This is a genomic window from Bifidobacterium imperatoris (genome assembly GCF_002860405.1).
GTDB lineage: Bacteria > Actinomycetota > Actinomycetes > Actinomycetales > Bifidobacteriaceae > Bifidobacterium > Bifidobacterium imperatoris.
In genome coordinates this window covers 308,238-328,263 of sequence record NZ_NMWV01000005.1, presented here as the reverse complement: position 1 = coordinate 328,263, position 20,026 = coordinate 308,238, and the positions used below count along the sequence as shown (strand labels likewise).

Here is a 20,026-nt window from a genome sequence, read left to right as displayed (position 1 = left end):
CCTTTTATCAGTTGCTCTCGTCGGTCTTGTCCGGCTTGACGTTCATGTCGATGGGCAGCCCCTGCTCGCGGATGACGGCCTTGAGGAAGATGGTGACGGCTCCGGTCATGTTCAATCCCAGTGGTTCCAGCACCCTCATGGCCTTATCCTTGAGTTCGGGGTCGAGGCGCATGGTCGTGGTCGGTGTGCTCGCCATGCCGCTCCTCCTTTCCTTGCAAATATCGGATATGTACAGTGTACTTGCAATCTACGCGGCCATACCCCAATACTCCATATATGGCGGCGTGACGCCGTTCCAGTCGCGGGTCACGCCCGGACATGGCTGCGCGTCGACCTGACGGATGATGCTGTCGTTCCTGTCGTCGCGGAACGAGCGCCGCCACAGGAACCACGTCAGATAGCTTTGCAGATGCTTCGTGGATACACCCCTGAACCCGGCGAGGAATCCGGCGAGGTTCGAGTGGAGCGTGTTGATCCGGTTGACGCGATGCGACCTCGCATCCACCCGCTCGAACACGGCACCCAGCATCTCCATCGCTCCGGGGTAGGCGGCGGCCTCGTCCGCCATGACATGAGCGCCACGGCCGATACGTCCGGCAAGCGATTCGATGGCGCGCCGCTTGGAGATGACGCCTCGACCGCTCAACACGGCGAACGCCGTGCCTGAGTCGGCGACGCCCGTCATCACGCATATCTGTTCTCTGGATAGTCCGCGCTTGTGCAGGGAGTCGCCACGATGGCGGGCGGGACGCGGCAACACGAACTTCCCCTTCCTGTGGTTGCCTTTGAAGCTCTCGCGCAGATACGTCTCGTCCAACTGGACGGACACGCCCGCGCCGGCCGCGAACTTCGGCAGATACCGTTCGAGACATTTCAGCAGACGGCGGCGCATGAGCCATGCGGTGCGCAACGACACCCCACAACGAGCGGCGCACTCACGCAGCGCGAGACAGTCCACGAAGCACTCCACATACATCATCCACTTGGCGACCGGCAGCTTCGACCGGCCGATCAACGTATCCCGCATCTGGGAGAACGTACGTTTGCAATCCCGGCACTGCCATCGTTGGGAGCCGTTCGGATTGCGGCCCTTCTTCACGATGCCGATAGAACCGCACAGCGGACAAGCCAGAGCGTCGTCGTGGTCGGTGATGGTCTCGTAGGCGTCCTCGTAGACGACCTCACGCAGCTCGCGCACCGCGTTCTCACGCTCGATGGGATTCATGCCCTTGAGCCGGTTGCGTACTTCGTCGGCGAGCCTCATCGTCATCACCTCCAATATTGTAACCTCAGTGTAGCTACAGTATTGGACATGAACGCCTCTATGTCAAAGCTGGTTTAACAGAGCCAAGAAATAAGCCAGCATATCGCCGCCAGTGCGCGGCAAGATACTACAAATACACAATGGCCGAGGGACGGTACATATCCCTCGGCCATTACTTTACATACAACTGAATATCAGCAATCATCTTGCGACTCACATCAGTGAATCGCACTTGTCGCAATATCTACAGCCTCATCCGGATCATCAGTGACCGTGAACAAATGTGGGTCGATGGAGGAAATCATGCCGTGTTCCTTGACCGGCCCCTCCAACCAGTCGAACAGCCCTTGCCAGTAGGCCTTATCGAACAATACGACCGGCATGTCCGCCACTTTGTGGGTCTGCACCAATGTCAATAATTCGAACATCTCATCCAAGGTGCCGAAGCCTCCCGGACAGACGATGACGCCGGAGCTGTACTTGACAAACATGGTCTTCCTGACAAAGAAATACCGGAAGCTCATGCCCAAGTTCACCCATTGGTTCAGACCCTGCTCATGCGGCAGTTCGATGCCAAGACCCACGGATTTGCCACCGGCAAGCGCCGCTCCCCTATTGGCAGCCTCCATAATGCCCGGACCGCCGCCAGTAATCACCGCAATGTTCTTTTTGGCAATAAGACTGCCCATGCGTCGGGCAGCCTTATACGCCGGCTCAGTGCGCGGTGTGCGCGCCGAACCGAAAATCGCCACAGCTGGCCCGAGCTCAGCAAGCGCGCCAAAGCCATCCACGAATTCCGACTGGATTCTGAGCACTCGCCACGGATCCATGTGGAGCCAATCGGTATCCTGATCAGGCTTCAACAGGTTGGCGGTGGTGTTATCCGAAGGAATCATCTGCCCGCGGAGAATCACCGGACCGCGATGGTAGGTGTCCCCCAATGGCGAGAATTCGTCATCCGACGCCGGATTGTGCTGGTCCTGAGTCATTTGTTATCTCCTTCAAGTGCCATCGCTTGCTCATACCGTTTGGATTGCCGGCTTAATAATATGCCGGAAATCAATGCGGACACTAAAGATCCAACAAGCACGCCGAATCTGGCTTCAGCGGAAAGCTCCGCATTGCTATATGCCAAGGATGCGATGAGGAAGGACACCGTGAAGCCAATGCCGCAAGCGCACGCCGTAGGAATCATGTCTCTTACGCGCAGTCCTTTCGCCATCTTTAGTCCGCCAAGATGAGTGGCCAGCCACGCTGTAGTAATAATGCCCAATGGTTTGCCAGCGGCGAGCGCTACCACCAAAGCAATAACCAGAGGAGACAGCATCAATGCCGGGCTGAGCTCTTCGAAGTGCACACCTGTGGCGAACAGGGCGAAAATCGGCAAAGCCAGAAGCGCGGAGAACGGCTGGAGTTTTTCGGCATAACGGGCGGCACGCGGCGTGGTTTCGCCATATACTTCACGGGCTGGCGTAGACAGGCCTACCACCACGCCGGCAAGTGTTGGATGCACGCCGGCTTCGAACATCATAATCCATGCAAGAATGCCAACTATGGCAACGGCAATCCACGGAACGTGGCGCATGCGTACCAGCATGGACCAGACCACTGCGCATACGGCGATGCCAATAAACCAGTACCATGCGTTCACGGAGGAGAAGAATACTGCAATCAGAATGATTGCCAGCAGATCATCCACCGTGGCAAGCGTCATCAGAAATGCGCGAATCGAACCGGGTAAGGCTTTGGCGAACAGTGCGAGCACAGCTAGAGAGAACGCGATATCCGTAGCTGTGGGCACAGCCCAACCATGTGCCATTTCGCTAAACGGTATACTGCTGCCCGTAGTGGTGAGAATCAGGCTGCCGGTCTCTCCCGGGCCGTACTGGGAGAATACGGCGATGGTTGCCAGAAACAGGATTGGCGGGGCCAGCATGCCTCCTACTGCGCACAGCATTGGTACGGCAGCGGCCTTGGGATTGGAGAGAGAGCCTGTGGTCAGTTCCTGTTTCAGTTCAAGTCCTACAGTCAGGAAAAAGATGGTGAGCAGGCCATCCTGAGCCCAGTGACCTATCGGCAAATCAATATTGGTGTACGGAATGCCAATATGTGTTTCCGCAATGGTTTCAAACAGATGATAGGTCCACGGCAGATTGGCGCATATTAAACCGAGTAATGCGAAGCTGAGCATAATCAAACCGGAAATACGATCGGATGCGGCAATTCGTTTGATGACATCCCATGCACTCCGTTTGGCGTCCGTCCCAGCCATTATTACTCCTCGTCTTACGGCCGATGCTGACACGGCCAAACCGATTACTCATATTACGGTAAAGCCCGGGAACGATTCCGCCCCGGGCTTAGGTAATGACATTGCCTTTATTGCTGTCAGTGTTTACTGACGCTCAGCCAATGCCTGTTCGATATTATTCAGTACGCGTTCGAGCAGCACTGTGGGGCAAGCGAGGTTGACGCGCTCGAAGAAGTCACCGGAATGGCCGAACAGGGAGCCTTCATCGAACCAGACACGTGCTTTGCCACGCAGGAACGCGCATTGTGCCTCCGGAGTTGCAAAACCGAGACCACGGCAGTCCAGCCATGCCAGATATGTGCCTTCCGGTTCAATCAATCGCACGCCATCCACACGGTCAGCAAATTCGCGCACTAGGGCAACGTTACGGTCGAGGACCTTCAGCAACTCGTCCAGCCACGCTTCAGCATGGTTATAGGCCGCCTGGCATGCCACAAGACCGAAATGACTGACGGTGAGCCCGCCAATGTTTTCCGCTGCGATATCAAATCGGCGCTTCAGATCAGGATTAGTAATGATGGCGTTCGAGCACAGCAAACCAGCAAGATTGAAGGTCTTGGTAGGCGCGGTGAACTCAAAAAGAATATCCGAGTACGCATCGCCCAATGTGCCGAACATCGTAACCGTATGGCCCGAGTGAGCGAAATCAGCATGAATTTCATCGCAGAGCAGGTAAACGCCATGCTCTAGGCAGATGTCTCCAATGCAAGTCAATTCGTCAACGGTCCACACGCGGCCGACCGGATTGTGAGGATTGCAAAGCAGCATGGCCGTACAGCGCGGGTCAGAAGCCTTGGCTTCGAGATCATCGAAATCAATCTCGTAACGGCCTTCGGCCTCATTCAATACCAGTTCGTTATCGAGAATGGTCAAGCCATTGCGCTCGGCCGCGAACGTGAACGGATAGTAGACGGGACGTTGAATGATGACCTTATCTCCCGGATGGGTTACGGCACGCAACGCGGTGTTGACGGCCGGCATCACGCCATCGGACAGGCTCACCCATGCCGGATCCACCGTAAAGTTGTGACGGCGCTTCATCCAGCCAACCAGCGCAGCAAAATAATCATCCGTGGCATAGTCGTAACCGAACACGTCATTGGATGCTGCGGCAGCCAGAGCCTCGACAATTTCGGGAGCCGGCTTGAATTCCATATCCGCCACAGACAGTGGAATCACGTCCTTGGAATCCGGTCCCATTTCCTCTTCAATCATGTGCCATTTGACTGACGTGGAACCATGTCGTTCGAGAACGGTATCGAAATCGTACTGAGACTGCTGCGTCACTGCCTGTCCTTTCTGCAGAATTGGAAAAGCCTCGGAAGCATTTCGCTTTCGAGGCTTTATCGTGCGCCAGACAGGATTCGAACCTGCGACCTGCTGATCCGTAGTCAGCTGCTCTAATCCGCTGGGCTACTGGCGCATACCACTGTTGTCCCCGTGGTTCGGGAGTGCGCCAGACAGGATTCGAACCTGCGACCTGCTGATCCGTAGTCAGCTGCTCTAATCCGCTGGGCTACTGGCGCATGTTGTCGTTCAAACAACTCGATTTATAATACACACTCTATTGAGCTTCGCAACTCGGCGTGTCGCACTGTTCTACATGTTTAAAAACCGCGGAACACAGCCTTTTCTGGACCTTTTCACATCGTGTCACTACGCTTCACGCAGTTGACGAATTTTCTCTGTTTTTACGGCTGCGCGCAGCAATTTCGGACTGCTTTGCCCCAGTACACTGGCTTGGTCCACGATGACCTGATGCACGTCTTCCAAGCTTGGAATCTGGAACATCGTGTCCTGCAGCGTCTTCTCGATAATGGAGCGAAGGCCTCGTGCGCCAATCCCCTGCCCTATAGCGGTCTGAGCTATGGCTCGTATGGCTTTGTCGGTGAATTCCAAATCCACACCGTCAACGGCGAACAATTTGCGATATTGCTTGACCAACGCGTTAGCCGGCACGGTGAGTATCGCTACCAGATCTTCCACATCCAGTTCGTTAAGCACACTCGTTACCGGCAGACGGCCGATGAATTCCGGTAGCAATCCGAATTCAGCCAGATCGTCCGCATTGACTTGTTCGAGCAGCTGCGCGTCATTGAGGTCCGCATCATGCCAGTTCGTACCGAATCCTGTTTCACGGCGCCCCAAACGCTTGCGGATAATATCAGTAAGCCCCACAAAAGCGCCACCACAGATGAACAGGATGCCCCGCGTATCCATTTGTACGGTGTCCTGATCTTTGTGCTTACGTGTGCCTTCCAATGGCACAGAGGCTATGGTGCCTTCAAGAATCTTCAGCAGCGCCTGCTGCACACCCTCGCCGGATACGTCCCGGGTAATGGATGTGTTTTCACCCGACTTGCGGGCAATCTTATCGATCTCATCAATGTAGATGATGCCGTGCTGCGCGCGGCTTACATCGCCATCAGCGGCTTCAAGCAACCGCTGCAATACGGTTTCCACATCATCGCCCACATAGCCAGCCTCAGTAAGCGTGGTGGCATCGGTGATGACGAATGGCACATTCATCACTCGAGCCAAGGACTGCGCCAAATATGTTTTGCCCACGCCAGTGGGCCCTAGCAGCAGAATATTGGATTTTGCCACTTCAACATCAGACAAAGCATCAAGTCGACTCTTCCCTCGCCGTGGCGATGGCCGGCCTGCAGTGTTGTTATTTGGAATGGAATCCAAATCCGAAGCATTGTTTCGCTCGCTACCGTCCAACTGTTCCGCAGCTTCGCGCAGTTCCATATTGACACGCTTGTAATGGTTGTATACGGCAACAGATAGCGTGCGTTTGGCGTTATCCTGCCCGACCACGTACCGGTTCAGATATTCGAAGATCTGCGTTGGCTTGGGCAAGCTCAGCGAGTTGATTTCAGCGTCTTTGACTCGCTCTTCGGAAATAATGTCCACACACAGCGCGATGCACTCATCGCAAATGGAGGCATTCGGCCCGGCAACCAGCTTCTTGACTTGACGTTCGGTTTTGCCGCAAAACGTGCAACGTGGTATGTCATCGTTGTAGCTCACCACACGTCCCATGAATGCCCCTTTGCGTTGTTATCAATGGCTTAATATGCATATGACTCCCCTCATTGAGGGGAGTCATTGCTAGTGGAATAACCGATTACTGTCGGTGCTCCAGCACCTCATCTACGATGCCGTATTCCTTGGCTTCAGAAGCGGTGAGGAAGGTGTCCACCTCGATATCGCGGCGAATCTTCTCCACGTCCTGACCAGTGTGCTTAGCCAGCGTGTTCTCCAGCCATTCGCGCATGCGCAGCATTTCCTTGGCCTGAATCTCAATTTCGGTAGCCTTGCCGAAACCTTGATCGATGGCCGGCTGGTGGATGAGCACGCGAGCGTTCGGCAGCATCAGACGCTTGCCCTTGGTGCCGGAGGCCAGCAGAATGGCGGCTGCGGAAGCTGCCTGGCCAAGGCACACGGTCTGCACGTCGGGCTTGATGTACTGCATGGTGTCGTAGATGGCGGTCATGGCCGTCATGGAACCACCCGGAGAGTTGATGTACATCATCACGTCACGGTTCGGATCCTGGGATTCCAGGACCAGCAGCTGCGCCATCACATCGTCGGCGGAAGCGTCATCCACCTGTACGCCAAGGAAGATGATGCGATCCTCGAACAGACGGGAGTAAGCATCCTGAGTCTTCATGCCGTACGGGGTCTTTTCCACGAACTGCGGCATGATGTAGCGGTTCGTCGGCATCTGGGCAGCCTGAGTGCGAGCGGCTGCAGGCATGAAACCAACGACGCCCTGACGACCGGCCAGACGGTCGGCGCGGGCTGCGAACTTTGCTTCTTCACTTGCCATCAGTCTCACTCCCCCTTGTTTCCAATAGTGTCTGGCGTGGTCACGAGCTTATCCACGAAGCCGTATTCCAACGCTTCCTGAGCGGTGAACCAGTGGTCATACTCGTTATCACGGTAGATTTCCTCAACCGTGTGGCCAGTCTGCTCTGCGGTCAGCTCACTCATGGTCTTCTTCATGTCCATAATGAGTTCGGCGTTGATGCGCACGTCGGTTGCGGTACCGCCGATGCCACCGGACGGCTGGTGCATCAGCACACGGGCATGCGAAGTCAGGTAACGCTTGCCCTTGGTACCGGAGCTCAGTAGGAACTGGCCCATCGAAGCGCACATGCCCAGACCCACGGTGGCCACATCCGGTTCGATGAGCTGCATGGTGTCATAGATGGCCATGCCAGCGGTAATGGAACCACCCGGAGAGTTGATGTACAGCCAGATATCCTTCTTGGGATCCTCGGCGGCCAACATCAGCAGCTGGGCGCAGATGCGATTGGCCATATCATCCTTGACCTCTTCGCCCATCCAAATGATGCGGTCCTTCAGCAGACGGTTGAAAATCGGGTCGACAGGGCCGGCCGGTACGTCTCCGCCCGCCATAACCGGCAAGGTCGCAAAGGTATTGCTCACCTTGAAACTCCTTCTAATAACTCGAACATTGTTCAGACTACCGCCTTGAAGCGACTGAAAGTGAATATTCGCCTGTATTTTGGCGGCTAGCGTAGGAGATCTTCAATCCTCCATCGCGTCAAGCACATCATCAATCAGCAGCCGCTCATGCGAACCTTCACCCTTCAGCCTGGGGAAACGCCGTTCGGCATTCGCGGGGCTTGCTCCTGCGGCACGAGCCACATTCGATTTGCTGGTTCCGTGGGCCACCGCTTTTTCCGCAAGCCGATCAACCAGGGAATCCGAAACCCGCCGCATTTGCTCCGCAACCCACAACTGAGCCACATCCTGCGGTAAATCATAATCTTCGGAGACATCGCTGGCAGCCTCTTGAATGGCTGCCCATAACACCATAAACGGCTTGCGATAATACATGATCTGCTCATCTAACGGCTCTGCCGCCAGTGACTCAAGCGCAGCCCTGATTTCCGTATTCTCAGACATGAGTGCTTCTCTTTTCCGATTCGCCAACAGTTATGGCTCAATGGTTATGGCTTAGCACCCACTTGGAGACGATGGAGGATACGGCGACCGCCAATCCGACCGGCACGAAGAAGGTTATCGGCGCTTCAGTAAGTTCCATGACCAGGCACATAGCCATCAGCGGAGCTTGCTGCGAAGCGGCCAGCAAAGCCGCAGCCCCAATCAGGGCACAAGCGGTCACCGAATCAGCGGGGAAACCAAGAATCCACACCAAACCAAGCAATGCGCCTAATGTAGCTCCCAAGGCGATCCCAGGCTGCAGTACACCGCCTGAAGCGCCGGAGCGAATGGTCAGCAACGTTGTCGCCACTTTTGCGGCAAAGGTTACAGCCAACACACCTACTGCCATCCATAGTTGGGTAAGCGTAAGCGTCGGTTCGGTATGAATAATCGGCCCGGCTCCATTGGCCAATAACGTCCACGGAGAAGCGGCAGCAGCCGCCTGCGACTGTATGGCACCGGAAGCTTTGGCCGTATCTGGAACGAACGTGCTGAATCCCAATTGTGCGGCAGCACGGCCATTGCCCATAATCTGCGGTATTGCCGTCGCCACCAGCCCGGTAAACACACCGGCAAGCGGCATTTGCCACAGTATGGCCTTGCCGGCTGGCTTATGCGATTCAGCCCATGAGGAGCCTTTGCGGAACAATGCGCCGGCAACGCCGCAAGCCACACCACAAAGAAGGGCAAACAGCATCAGACTTGGCGTTGACTCGGGCTGCATGGCGGTGATGTCATAGAACGTGTGATGCCCTTTGATGGAACTGGCCACAAATGCCGCCACAGCGGACATGCCCAATCCAAAGGCCACTTTCTCAAGCGTCACATCAACAAGCAGAATTTCCACAGCAAAGAACATACCGGCAAGCGGCGCGTTATAGACGCCGCCCAAACCAGCTCCGGCCGCCACGGCCACTACCATGCGCCGGTCAATACCGTGGTCGCCTTCGATGTGGAACAGGTCGCAGAATCGTTGTGCCAGCATGGCGCCGAGTTCACGCGGCGCTACTTCTCGGCCAATGGATGCGCCGGAGCCCACGATGAAAATCTGCAGCACTACATGCAGTACGGTCTGCCACGCTGGCATCCGCTCCCCTGCTACAGCTTTTTTCACTGAAGGAACCTTGGTGGTCTTATTGCGCAGTAAATACCAGATAACGCCGGCAATGGTCAGGCCAAACGTCACGGAGATTCCGCGACGCACAGCAGGTACAGCAAAAGGTCCAGGCTGTTGTGGCCCTTCAATATAGCCAAGCATTACATGTTCCACACCGTACAGCAGCAATGTCAACAGACCTGCACCTGCGCCGATCAACGCACCTAATACGATGGTCGCCGCAGCGAGCCAACCTACGCGTTTGACATTCATGGTTTGCGGCATGGTAGTTCCTTCCACAATGTATTGCTTGGTATGTGCTCAGTATGTACCAGCACAAGTAAGGCCCGAAACCATGAACGGTTCCGGGCCTTATCAAAAAGTTACGCTAGCGCGTGAACACTATGCTCACTCAGCGTCAGCAGCCTTGTCTTCATCAGACTGAGACAGCTCGTCAGCCACAGCGGCGGCAGCGGAAGCAGCCTCAACGGACTCAGCTTCCTCGTCCTCAGCGGCATCGCCCAGGAAGCCGGAGAGGTCGACGACTTCGCCGTCAGCGGTGAACTTGACGGCGCGCATGCCGGCGAGCAGACCCTTGGAGCGGCCGACTTCCTGCACAGCGGAGCCAAGCTGGCCGTTCTTGATGATGGCCTGAATGAAGGCGTTCGGATCCATGCCGTACTGCTGAGCGATGGAAGCGAGGAAGTTGAAGACGTCGGACTGGGAGACCTTGACATCCAGCTTCTCAGCCAGAGCGTCGAGCACCATCTGATCGCGCAGATCCTTCTCGACGGTCTTCTCGGCTTCGTCCTTCTGCTCCTTGGTGGCCTTCTCCGGATCCGGGGTCATGCCCTTGAGCTGCTCTTCGACCATGTTGGCCTTGACGCCCTTCGGCACCGGAATCTCGAGGCCTTCCTGCAGCTTGGCGATGAAGGCATCGCGAGCTTCGGTGGCCTGACGGCCTTCGGCATCCTGACCGGCGGCCTTGCGGATATCAGCCTTGAGCTCTTCCAGGGTGTCGAACTCGGAAGCCTCGGAAGCGAACTCGTCGTTCAGCTCAGGCAGTTCCTCAGCCTTGACGGAGTTGACCTTAACCTTGACCTGAGCCTTCTGGCCTTCGTGCTCGCCAGCTTCCAGCGTGCCTTCGAAGGTGGTCTCCTCGCCGGCGGACAGGCCGTCGAGAGCCTCATCCAGGCCGTCGAGCATGGTGTTGGAGCCGAGCTCGTAGCTCACGCCTTCCTGGGAATCAACGACTTCGCCGTCGATTTCAGCGGACAGGTCGATGTTGGCGAAGTCACCCTTGGTGGCCGGGCGATCAACGCCGACCAGGGTGCCGAAGCGCTGGCGTAGAGCCTCGAGGCGCTTGTCGACATCCTCATCCTTGACTTCCGGCTTGGAGATGGCGATTTCCATGCCATCGATTTCCGGCAGTTCGATGACCGGGCGACGCTCAACGGTGGCCACGAACTTCAGCTTGGTCTCGTCCTTAGCGGACTGCGGGACTTCCTGCACATCGAACTCAGGCTGGGCCATCGGGCGAATGTTCTTCTCCTCGAGAGCCTTGGAGTACAGCTCCGGCACTGCGTTGTTCACGGCTTCGCCGGCAACAGCGGCAAAACCGATGCGCTGATCGATGATCTTGCCGGGAACGTGGCCCTTACGGAAGCCGGGGACGTTCACCTGCTTAGCGATTTCCTTACGGGCCTCATCCAGGAACGGGTCGAGCTCTTCCGGTTCAACAGTGACGGTGAGCTTCACCTTGGTGGGCTCGAGGTTACGAACGCTGATCTTCACGCTAATGACTCCTCAAAAAGTCGTTAATTCTTACAATCTGCCGTTAGGCAACCTCTACATAATAACGCCACTCACGGACGGTGCAATAAGATTCACCTGCCATGTTCGTGCACCCTGCTCTTTGAGGAACTCAGCAACGTCTATGGTTTCCGGTTCTTCCACCCAGCACAGGTTGCGTACGATTTGCGGTTTGATGATAATCTCAGCCGGAGTGCGAGTGTCCTCGGCTATCTGGTTGATGAGCTTACGGACACGCTGCAGTCGTTCATATCGGTCCGGATGACGCTGCTGCCATAGTCGCATCGATCGTGGCGCATTCGTGATTCCATTTTCATCCGGTTGTTCGGGCGCGGGCATGGACGGCCATTGCGACGGCTTCAGCGCGAGAGCCCTATCGATGGCAATCTTCCAGGTCTTAGGCTTTACCATGCGCTGAATCGGCGCATAGCGCTCGAACATTTTGTCTTGTTCCGTTCCCGTATGCATGCGCACTCGCTCATTCAACGAACGCACCATGCGGAATTGCGCAGCATTGTGGGGCTTGCGCTGTGCTGCTTCGATAATTGAAGCATCCGAAAGTAGCAGACTGGCAGAAATATCGTATTGCTTAGCCAGACGGTCGCGTTCCTCCCATAGTGATTTGGCTATGGCCAGCCCCTGCGGGTCGCGTCCAAGTTCGGTAATGCGGGAGATGCGCAGCCACGGTACCGGATGAGGTTTTCTTGGCGCCAATCCTTTTTGCAGCGCGTAATCGAATTCCTCCTGGGCCCATTCGTCTTTGCCGCTTGCCTTCAAATCGCGGCGCATCGCCTGTTCCAGCTCAATTAGAACTTCCACATCGAGCGCTGCATAATTGCGCCAATCCCGGGGAAGCGGACGATACGACCAATCAGCTGCGGAATGCTCCTTGGCCAAGGTGATACCCAGATAATGTTCAGTAACGGAAGCCAGACCAAATCGATGCAGACCAAGTAACCGTGCCGCGATTTCCGTGTCAAACAGGTTTTTTGGCCGCAAACCGATATCCGCGAATCCCGGCAAATCCATTAATGAATCATGCAGAATCCACGTTGCATCGCCAACCGCTTCATTGAACTCGTTCCAGTCCGCTCCGGCTTCCGTCAACGCGATGGGGTCGAGCAATGCGATGCCGGCACCTTCACGCTTGAATTGAATCAGCCAGTCCTCATGCCCGTAGCGGAATCCGGATGCTCGTTCCGCATCAGCTGCCAAAGAACCGGTTGCATTGGCCAGTGCTTCGCACACGCGATGGTAGTCATCAAGCGTCGCGGTGACATTGGGCACTCCTCCACGAGGTTCCTTTAATAGCCGTGGTTGAGTGTCGCGGGCGTCGCTCACCTGTCGTCAGCCTCCTCAAAGCGAACAGTGGATGTTATGAATGCGGCCCACGAGTTCACTTGTGCGCCGGCGTCCATAGTACCGTCCAGTCCAGAACCGTCAAGCGGAGTCCAAGACACACGAATTTCACACCCTGCACTGGCGGTGCCGGCAAGACCCCCAAATGACGTATTCTGATTCACTGTCACCGTGCCAGATACCGAATCCGGTTCCACGCATTCAAGGTAATCACACATCTCATCCCAGTACATGCTGGGAGTCAGTGAATCATTTTCGGCGGCTTCCAAAGGCAGTCGAGCGAATGCCACGCATCGCCATCTCGACCCCCAGTCGACTCGGGGCTTTCTGCAGTACAGCAGCATCACCCATCCGGTAGCGGATCGAAGCAAACCATTGCTTGTTTCCGAGATGGCCTGTTCAGGAGGGTATTCCGATTCAAGTTCCACACCGATGCCATAATCGGCCAGCGTGGAGGGCACAGGAATCTCCCGATATCGAACGCCGGCGATTCTGGTGATGGAGCTTACTGATTTGACCGCAGCCCACAGCTCATCCGGCACACCTTGAGGGCGCAAGGGCTGCCCTTCATTGGGCACACCCACAGGAAATGCGTAGATGTCAGCCATATCTCTAGGCTACGAGCGATTTATTGGAATCGCGGTATTTACGCCTACGCCACGCGTAAATTACCACACTATTGCGCGGTTTGCTTTGCAGCTTCCGGCTCGCGCGCATTGAGTGGAGCCGGAAGCTGCACATACAATCATCCGCTGATCATTCATTGTTTTGGCTCCGATGCTTATAGAGCCAAATGAATGTTTAATACACGGTGAAGCCGTGGTCTTTGAACTGGTTGACCACACGTTCGCGCGTAGCTGCATTCGGACCTTTCTGGTTTTCCAGCGGATACGGAATGCGCAGCTCATGCCACTTCGGGCGGCCAAGCTGGTGGAAGCCGAGCACATCGATATGTTCCACAGCATCGCCAAAGGTTTCGCAGATCTTGGCTACGTTCTCCACGTTTTCCTCGGAGTCCGTAAGTCCTGGAACCAGCACAAATCGCACCCAAATCTTCTTGCCGGCCTTGGCGAGGCGCTGGCCGAAATCAATGGTGGGCTGCAACAGGCCTCCAGTCACCTTATGGTAGGTGGCTTCATCACCGGATTTCACATCGAGCAGGCACAGATCGATATCTTCGAGCATTTCGTCGGTGTAGTTGGTATTCAAGAATCCAGAGGTGTCCAAACAGGTGTGCACGCCCATTTCCTTGGCAGCATGAAATACTCGGGAAACGAATGCCGGCTGCATCATCGATTCTCCGCCCGAGAAGGTGATGCCACCGTGGGTTGCCTTGAATAGATCCTTGTATCGATCGACCTTCTTAATCATGGCGTCCAGATACACCGGCTTGCCATCGCGCATCTTCCACGTATCAGGATTCTGGCAATACTGGCAGCGCAATGGGCAGCCTGACATGAACACGGTCATACGAGTGCCCGGACCGTCCACGGAAGTGTTGATATCCCATGAATGCACAAAGCCGATATCGCCGGATTTCAGTGCAGCGATACGATCACGGCGGTCGAGTCCAATAGGTGATTCAAAACCGGAAAGTCCGCCCATTAATGTTTGGGAAGCATAAGTCTTTGATTCACGCAGCATATGGCGCGTGGTGGTGCGGAACTGGTCGTCGGGCATCATTGTCCTCCTGTTCCTGAAAGTGATGCTAGTGACTCTGTGAATTACTGGCCGGAGTCAGCCTCTCCCCTCAATCACATCATGGCGGTCTTCTTTCTGAGGGGATTCAAGAAAGACTGTCATAAGGAAGGGGTGGGACTTAAGCCCACCCCTTCATCGTCTACCGTTTCACACGGTTGATGTCAGCGGCTGATCAGTCGGTGACAGCACCCTGGTGGAAGGTACGGGAGATGACGTCGAGCTGCTGCTCCTTGGTGAGCTTGACGAAGTTCACCGCGTAGCCGGAGACGCGCACGGTCAGGTGCGGGTACTTCTCCGGGTGCTCGACTGCATCCTCCATAGTCTCCTTGCGCAGCACGTTGATGTTGGCGTGGTAGAGACCGTGGCCGTTGCCGGCATCGAGGATGCCAACCAGGTTGCCGATACGCTCTTCCTCATCGCGGCCAAGGCCATCAGGAGTGATGGTGTTGGTCAGCGAGATGCCGTCGAGAGCATCGTTGTAGTCGATCTTGCCAACGGAGAACATGGACGGCAGCATGCCGTGGGAGTCCATGCCGTTCTCCGGGTTGGCGCCCGGAGCGTACGGGGTGCCCTTCTTGTGGCCGGACGGGAAGGAACCGGTGTTCTTGCCGTACTCCACGTTGGAGGTGATGGTCAGGATGGACTGGGTCGGGACTGCACCGCGGTAGACCGGCAGGCGCTTGACCTGGCCCATAACCGTGGAGACAACCCACTTGGCGATGTCGTCGGCGCGATCATCATCGTTGCCGTAGATCGGGAACTCACCGTCGGTGCGGTAGCCGACGACCAGATCGTCGTCAGCGCCCTCGACGTACTCGTACTCGTGGCCTTCGAGGGTCTTGGCCTCAGCGTTGGTAATCGGGTACACCTTGGCGTACTTGATGGCGGCCAGGGAGTCGGCTGCGATGGACAGGCCGGACATACCGCAACCGAGGGTGCGGTACACTTCCTTGTCGTGCAGAGCCATCTCGATGGACTCGTAGGCGTACTTATCGTGCATGTAGTGGATGATGTTCAGGGCCATGACGTAGGTCTCGGACAGCCACTCGAGAGCCTTCTCGTAGTTGTTCTTGACCTTCTCGTAGTCCAGAGTGCCATCGGCTTCCGGCTTGATCGGATCGATAACGCCCTTGTCGATGACCTGCATGCCGGTCATCTCATCGCGGCCGCCGTTGATAGCGTACAGCAGAGCCTTGGCGGAGTTCACACGAGCAGCGAAGAACTGCATCTGCTTGCCCACGCGCATCGGGGAGACGCAGCATGCGATGGCGGCGTCGTCGCCCCAGTGAGAACGAATTTCCTTATCGGACTCGTACTGGATGGCGGAGGTGTCGATGGAAATCTTGGCGCAGAAGCGCTTGTAGCCTTCCGGCAGCTTCGGATCCCAGAAGATGGTGATGTTCGGCTCAGGGCCAGGTCCAAGGTGTTCCAGGGTCAGGGTGTTGAGCAGACGGAAGGAGGTCTTGGTGACCAGCGGGCGGCCGTCGTCGCCGAAGCCAGCGTCGGACCAGGTTGCCCAGTACGGATCGCCGGAGAAGATGGCGTCGTAATCCTTGGTACGCAGGAAGCGCACGATACGCAGCTTCATGACGATGTTGTCGATGAGCTCCTGGGCGTCGGTCTCGGTGATCTTGCCGGCCTTGAGGTCACGCTCGATGAAGCAGTCGAGGAAGGCGGAGTTACGGCCGAAGGACATTGCGGCGCCGTCCTGAGACTTGATGGAGGCCAGGTAGCCCATGTAGGTCCACTGCACGGCTTCCTGAGCGGTCTGTGCCGGGCGGGTCAGGTCGAGGCCGTACTCGTTGCCGAGGTTGATGAGCTGCTTCAGAGCCTTGATCTGCTCGTCGTGCTCCTCACGGAAGCGGATCCAGTGCTCGATCTCCGGCTCGGTGAAGTCGTTGCGGTACGGCACGGAGTCCTTGTCGCGCTTCTTGAAGGCGATCAGCTTGTTGACACCGTACAGAGCCACACGGCGGTAATCGCCGATGATGCGGCCACGGCCGTAGGCATCCGGCAGACCGGTGAGGATCTTGTTGTGGCGAGCGATCTTGATCTGCTTGGTGTAGACGCCGAAGACGCCATCGTTGTGGGTCTTGCGGTACTTGGTGAAGATCTTCTTAATCTCCGGATCCGGCTCCTTGCCGGCCTCACGGATGGCCTGCTCGACCATACGCCAGCCGCCGTTCGGCATCATAGCGCGCTTGCAAGGCACGTCAGTCTGAAGACCGACAACCACGTTGTCGACTTCCGGGGAATCAATGTAACCAGCCGGGAAGGCGTCGATGCCAGCCGGGGTGTGGGTGTCCACGTCGTAGACGCGCTGCTTGCGCTCTACTGCCAGATAGTTGTCGTCGAGGTACTTCCACAGGTGCTTCGTCTTTTCAGTGGCAGGTGCCAGGAAGGACTCATCGCCGGTGTACGGGGTGTAGTTCTTCTGGATGAAGTCACGGACGTCAATATCCTTCTGCCAATTACCCTCGGTGAAGCCTGCCCACGCCTTTGCGTCGAGCTCCTCCTGGGAGACAGCTGCATTCTCTACTGCGGTCATGTCACTCCTTTAATGGGGTTGTAGGTTTCGCATCTTCACGGAACCATTGCCACTAAGTGTAGTTTGCACATGCTTGGGAAAAGCTGAAATTGCAAGTGAGCTATCTCACATTCGTGTAGTTTGCACGTATTTGCAACGCTTTTCAGCCCCTTATAGCCCTTGTTTATGACCTATTTCACAAGAAAACCGCTCATCTACATGTGTAGATTTGAGCGGTTTTTCACCATATGAAAAATACCGTGACGTTCACGAGTGTTCACATCAACTGCAGCAGCCAAACTGCCAGTGCCGGTCAGTGGCGGTATCCTTCACCGTTCCACCGACGATTCTGTTCTTCCCATTTGGCGTTGCGATCGGCGACGATATCCCAAGCGTGCTCGGCATCTTCCTTGGTTTTGTACGGGCCCATGCGCTGTTCTATTGGAGAGATAGGGCCAAGTTCGGCCCGCCCCTTGACCATGTTGAAATACCACTGCTTATCGTTGCTGCTCATGCCGGCCCTCCCCCGTTATTCAAATTAGAAATGCCTTCTAGTGCGCATGGTGACTCACGGGTGAGACAGATGCGCCGTAGAAGGCATAATCATTGATATTGCGCGATGTGCTGAATCAATCAGATGATTCGAGCGACATCGGCTTCCTGGGTCTTAACGCGGGCCGCATGCTGCTCCTTGATTCGCGCCAGCAAATCAGGATCCACAATCACATCGAGCGCGGTGTAGGCCAAGGCCTTGGATGACCAGCGAATCGATTCCAATCCGAACGGGCTGGCCGCTGCGGCAGCGACCTTCTCGTTATGGCCGCCGAGCTTCTCGGGGGAAATGGAGAACATCGGCTGGATGGTCGGCACCACTTGGGAAACGTTGCCGACGTCGCTGGAGCCGAAGCTCACCTTGTCCTGTTCGGTAGGTTCGACCACCTGGCCCAGTGCTTCGGCGTTGCGCTGCCATACTTCATCGAACAATGGTGTCGGAATCATGTTGTCGACTTGATTCTGGTAGGGCTTCAGTGTGCCGGTAGCACCAGTGGCGAGTGCGGCGCCAGCCACGATATTCTCTACTTTCTTGCGCAGGGAGAGCAGTCCCGGCACGGATGCGGAACGCAGGTAGAACTTGGCCTTGGCGTAATCGGGCACCACGTTTGGCTGCAGGCCACCGTCGGTGATGATGCCGTGAACGCGCACGTCCTTGGGCAAGTGTTGGCGCAATGCGTTAATGGAATTGAAGGTTTGAATTACGCCATCGAGCGCGTTGATGCCCTGTTCGGGCGTGGCTGCGGCATGGGAGGCCTTGCCGTGGAATTCAATATCGATCGGCTGGCATGCGAGATTACGCGAGGAGAGGAAGTTGCCTCCAGCATGCGGGTGGGCGCATAGGGCGATGTCCACGTCGTCGAAGAAACCATCTTTGACGAAGCTTCCCTTGGCGCTACCGTTCTCGCCACCTTCTTCACCGGGGGTGCCGTAGACGCGCAGTTCGCCGCCGAATTCGTCAATGACTTGTTTCAGCGAAGCTGCGGCCAGTGAGGAGTTGGGGCCGAAGACACTGTGGCCACAACCGTGGCCGACGCCGGGCAGAGCGTCATATTCGGCGAGGAACACCACCACTGGGCCGGGCTTGCCGGTACGGTAGACAGCTTCGAATCCGGTGCGATGATCGGCCACGCCAAGGGTAACGTCGAAGCCTTCTTCCTTGAGCTTGTTCGACAAAGTTTCGGAAGCGAAGAATTCGTAGTTGCTGTATTCAGGCTTGTCGTGGATGGCCAGTGAAATACGCTGGTAGTCGGCCAGTGCGGAATCTGCATAATCGCTGATGCGCTGCTTGGCGTTGGCTACGCGGGTTTCGAGGGATTCTTGCTCGCTCATGGGTGCTCTCCTCATGATGATGGCGGCTCGTATACTGCCGAGCCGCCAGTTGACTATGTATTGATTATTGATTGCAGTGGAATGTTGGTTACTTGGACAGATCAGATTCGATCTGTGCGAGGTATCCCTGTAGTTCCTTGGCGCTGTAATCGGTTACCAGAACCGAGGTGCCCTTGGAGTCTTCCTGCACTGCATCGGTGACAGCCTTGGTCTTGTAGATTTCAACGATCTTCTTGTAGACCGGGTTGTTCACGTCTGCCTTGCGGGCAACGAACGCGTTGATGTACGGCTTGGCGGAATCCGCGCTTGGATCGTCCTGGAAGATGGCGTCCTTCGGGTTCAGGCCGGCATCCTTGATGTAGCTGTTGTTGATGATGCCTGCGGTCAGCTGCGGATCGTTGAGCGAGTTGGCAACCTTCTCGGCACCCAGCGGCACGACCTTCACCTTGGAGGCGGACTCGTCGATATCGGTTGGCGCGGTGACTGCGGTCCACTTGTGCTTCAGAGTCACAAGGCCAGCCTTCTGCAGCACGCCAATAGCACGAGCCTGGTTGGTTTCGTCGTTCGGAATGGCGATGGTGTCTCCCTGCTTGATCTCGTCAACACTCTTGACCTTGCTGGAATAGAGGCCGAGCGGCACGATCACGGTACCGCCGATGGGCTGCAGATCCTTGTTGTTCTTCACGTTGTAGTTGGCGAGGTAGAGCAGGTGCTGGAATTCGTTCAGGTCAAGATCACCGGAATCAAGCGCCGGGTTTTCGGAGGTGTAATCCTGGAAGTCGACGATGTCGACGTGGATGCCCTGCTTCAAAGCTTCCTGCTTGAATACCTGCCACGGTTTATCGGATGCGCCGACCACGCCAATCTTGACCGGGTTGGCTTCGGATCCCTTTTCGGCATTCGCATTGTTGGCGAAGGCACGGTAGCCGAAGAAGCCACCTGCCAGAACCAGCACCACAACCACGGCTGCGATGATGATGTTGCGTAGGGTATGGTTCACGCGCACCGGCTCCTGCGGGTTGGTGGGCGTCTGAGTTTGTGTTGCTGCGGACATGTTGTTTCTTCCCCTCTGTTTGGCGCCATGTCAAT

18 protein-coding genes and 2 tRNA genes are annotated in these 20,026 nt (G+C 56.3%); all 20 read right to left on the bottom strand.

What is annotated here, in order from left to right; genetic code table 11:
* Positions 1 to 7: 7 nt before the first annotated feature.
* Positions 8 to 196 (bottom strand): type II toxin-antitoxin system RelB/DinJ family antitoxin, encoded by a 189-nt coding sequence (locus tag Tam1G_RS02565; RefSeq protein ID WP_101625337.1) that lies wholly within the window; start codon positions 194 to 196, stop codon positions 8 to 10.
* A gap of 51 nt (positions 197 to 247) precedes the next feature.
* Positions 248 to 1,270, bottom strand: coding sequence for an IS1595 family transposase (locus Tam1G_RS02560; protein WP_243394839.1), 1,023 nt, complete (start codon positions 1,268 to 1,270; stop codon positions 248 to 250).
* A gap of 212 nt (positions 1,271 to 1,482) precedes the next feature.
* Positions 1,483 to 2,253 (bottom strand): LOG family protein, encoded by a 771-nt coding sequence (locus Tam1G_RS02555; protein ID WP_101625336.1) that lies wholly within the window; start codon positions 2,251 to 2,253, stop codon positions 1,483 to 1,485.
* Entirely contained in the window at positions 2,250 to 3,536 is a 1,287-nt protein-coding gene (locus tag Tam1G_RS02550) for a Na+/H+ antiporter NhaA (protein WP_101625335.1), read from the bottom strand. The genes Tam1G_RS02555 and Tam1G_RS02550 overlap by 4 nt, the downstream gene beginning before the upstream one ends.
* A 123-nt stretch (positions 3,537 to 3,659) precedes the next feature.
* On the bottom strand, positions 3,660 to 4,862 hold the full coding sequence (locus Tam1G_RS02545; protein WP_101625334.1) for a MalY/PatB family protein: 1,203 nt from the start codon (positions 4,860 to 4,862) through the stop codon (positions 3,660 to 3,662).
* 62 nt (positions 4,863 to 4,924) lie between these two features.
* Positions 4,925 to 4,998 (bottom strand) — tRNA-Arg (locus tag Tam1G_RS02540).
* Between the two features lie 29 nt (positions 4,999 to 5,027).
* Positions 5,028 to 5,101: transfer RNA gene (locus Tam1G_RS02535), tRNA-Arg, on the bottom strand.
* Positions 5,102 to 5,231: 130 nt separating this feature from the next.
* Positions 5,232 to 6,623 (bottom strand): ATP-dependent Clp protease ATP-binding subunit ClpX, encoded by a 1,392-nt coding sequence (gene clpX, locus Tam1G_RS02530; protein WP_101625333.1) that lies wholly within the window; start codon positions 6,621 to 6,623, stop codon positions 5,232 to 5,234.
* 85 nt (positions 6,624 to 6,708) lie between these two features.
* The gene (locus tag Tam1G_RS02525; protein WP_101625332.1) at positions 6,709 to 7,413 is read right to left on the bottom strand and encodes an ATP-dependent Clp protease proteolytic subunit; all 705 of its coding nucleotides are present in this window, start codon (positions 7,411 to 7,413) and stop codon (positions 6,709 to 6,711) included.
* A gap of 5 nt (positions 7,414 to 7,418) precedes the next feature.
* Complete coding sequence (locus Tam1G_RS02520; RefSeq protein WP_101625331.1) at positions 7,419 to 8,036, bottom strand: ATP-dependent Clp protease proteolytic subunit; 618 nt, start codon at positions 8,034 to 8,036, stop codon at positions 7,419 to 7,421.
* A gap of 102 nt (positions 8,037 to 8,138) precedes the next feature.
* On the bottom strand, positions 8,139 to 8,519 hold the full coding sequence (locus Tam1G_RS02515; RefSeq protein WP_101625330.1) for a transcriptional regulator: 381 nt from the start codon (positions 8,517 to 8,519) through the stop codon (positions 8,139 to 8,141).
* A 37-nt stretch (positions 8,520 to 8,556) separates the two neighbouring features.
* On the bottom strand, positions 8,557 to 9,939 hold the full coding sequence (locus tag Tam1G_RS02510) for a chloride channel protein (protein WP_101625329.1): 1,383 nt from the start codon (positions 9,937 to 9,939) through the stop codon (positions 8,557 to 8,559).
* Positions 9,940 to 10,062: 123 nt separating this feature from the next.
* The gene (tig, locus tag Tam1G_RS02505; RefSeq protein ID WP_101625328.1) at positions 10,063 to 11,448 is read right to left on the bottom strand and encodes a trigger factor; all 1,386 of its coding nucleotides are present in this window, start codon (positions 11,446 to 11,448) and stop codon (positions 10,063 to 10,065) included.
* A 54-nt stretch (positions 11,449 to 11,502) separates the two neighbouring features.
* Positions 11,503 to 12,807 (bottom strand): HRDC domain-containing protein, encoded by a 1,305-nt coding sequence (locus Tam1G_RS02500; protein ID WP_101625327.1) that lies wholly within the window; start codon positions 12,805 to 12,807, stop codon positions 11,503 to 11,505.
* The gene (locus Tam1G_RS02495) at positions 12,804 to 13,433 is read right to left on the bottom strand and encodes a DUF3000 family protein (protein WP_101625326.1); all 630 of its coding nucleotides are present in this window, start codon (positions 13,431 to 13,433) and stop codon (positions 12,804 to 12,806) included. Before Tam1G_RS02495 ends, Tam1G_RS02500 begins: the two co-directional genes overlap by 4 nt.
* Before the next feature lie 193 nt (positions 13,434 to 13,626).
* The gene (gene pflA, locus Tam1G_RS02490; RefSeq protein WP_101625325.1) at positions 13,627 to 14,508 is read right to left on the bottom strand and encodes a pyruvate formate-lyase-activating protein; all 882 of its coding nucleotides are present in this window, start codon (positions 14,506 to 14,508) and stop codon (positions 13,627 to 13,629) included.
* A 190-nt stretch (positions 14,509 to 14,698) separates the two neighbouring features.
* Complete coding sequence (gene pflB / locus Tam1G_RS02485; protein ID WP_101625324.1) at positions 14,699 to 17,074, bottom strand: formate C-acetyltransferase; 2,376 nt, start codon at positions 17,072 to 17,074, stop codon at positions 14,699 to 14,701.
* A gap of 292 nt (positions 17,075 to 17,366) precedes the next feature.
* Positions 17,367 to 17,567: a hypothetical protein gene (locus Tam1G_RS02480; RefSeq protein ID WP_101625323.1), complete on the bottom strand. Its 201-nt coding sequence runs from the start codon at positions 17,565 to 17,567 to the stop codon at positions 17,367 to 17,369.
* Positions 17,568 to 17,686: 119 nt separating this feature from the next.
* A complete protein-coding gene (locus tag Tam1G_RS02475) occupies positions 17,687 to 18,937 on the bottom strand; it encodes a M20 family metallopeptidase (RefSeq protein ID WP_101625322.1) in 1,251 nt (416 codons plus the stop codon).
* Positions 18,938 to 19,025: 88 nt separating this feature from the next.
* Positions 19,026 to 19,991 carry a MetQ/NlpA family ABC transporter substrate-binding protein gene (locus Tam1G_RS02470; RefSeq protein ID WP_101625321.1) on the bottom strand — a complete coding sequence of 322 codons (966 nt, stop codon included), beginning with the start codon at positions 19,989 to 19,991 and terminating at the stop codon, positions 19,026 to 19,028.
* Positions 19,992 to 20,026 lie beyond the last annotated feature (35 nt).

Excerpts from the sequence above, each read along its gene's own strand:
- pflB (WP_101625324.1), bottom strand. The coding sequence starts at position 17,074 with ATGACCGCAGTAGAGAATGCAGCTGTCTCCCAGGAGGAGCTCGACGCA.
- pflA (WP_101625325.1), bottom strand. The coding sequence starts at position 14,508 with ATGATGCCCGACGACCAGTTCCGCACCACCACGCGCCATATGCTGCGT.
- clpX (WP_101625333.1), bottom strand. The coding sequence starts at position 6,623 with ATGGGACGTGTGGTGAGCTACAACGATGACATACCACGTTGCACGTTT.
- Tam1G_RS02565 (WP_101625337.1), bottom strand. The coding sequence starts at position 196 with ATGGCGAGCACACCGACCACGACCATGCGCCTCGACCCCGAACTCAAG.
- Tam1G_RS02470 (WP_101625321.1), bottom strand. The coding sequence starts at position 19,991 with ATGTCCGCAGCAACACAAACTCAGACGCCCACCAACCCGCAGGAGCCG.
- Tam1G_RS02480 (WP_101625323.1), bottom strand. The coding sequence starts at position 17,567 with ATGAGCAGCAACGATAAGCAGTGGTATTTCAACATGGTCAAGGGGCGG.
- Tam1G_RS02555 (WP_101625336.1), bottom strand. The coding sequence starts at position 2,253 with ATGACTCAGGACCAGCACAATCCGGCGTCGGATGACGAATTCTCGCCA.
- Tam1G_RS02560 (WP_243394839.1), bottom strand. The coding sequence starts at position 1,270 with ATGACGATGAGGCTCGCCGACGAAGTACGCAACCGGCTCAAGGGCATG.
- Tam1G_RS02525 (WP_101625332.1), bottom strand. The coding sequence starts at position 7,413 with ATGGCAAGTGAAGAAGCAAAGTTCGCAGCCCGCGCCGACCGTCTGGCC.
- Tam1G_RS02510 (WP_101625329.1), bottom strand. The coding sequence starts at position 9,939 with ATGCCGCAAACCATGAATGTCAAACGCGTAGGTTGGCTCGCTGCGGCG.
- Tam1G_RS02515 (WP_101625330.1), bottom strand. The coding sequence starts at position 8,519 with ATGTCTGAGAATACGGAAATCAGGGCTGCGCTTGAGTCACTGGCGGCA.
- Tam1G_RS02550 (WP_101625335.1), bottom strand. The coding sequence starts at position 3,536 with ATGGCTGGGACGGACGCCAAACGGAGTGCATGGGATGTCATCAAACGA.
- Tam1G_RS02475 (WP_101625322.1), bottom strand. The coding sequence starts at position 18,937 with ATGAGCGAGCAAGAATCCCTCGAAACCCGCGTAGCCAACGCCAAGCAG.
- Tam1G_RS02495 (WP_101625326.1), bottom strand. The coding sequence starts at position 13,433 with ATGGCTGACATCTACGCATTTCCTGTGGGTGTGCCCAATGAAGGGCAG.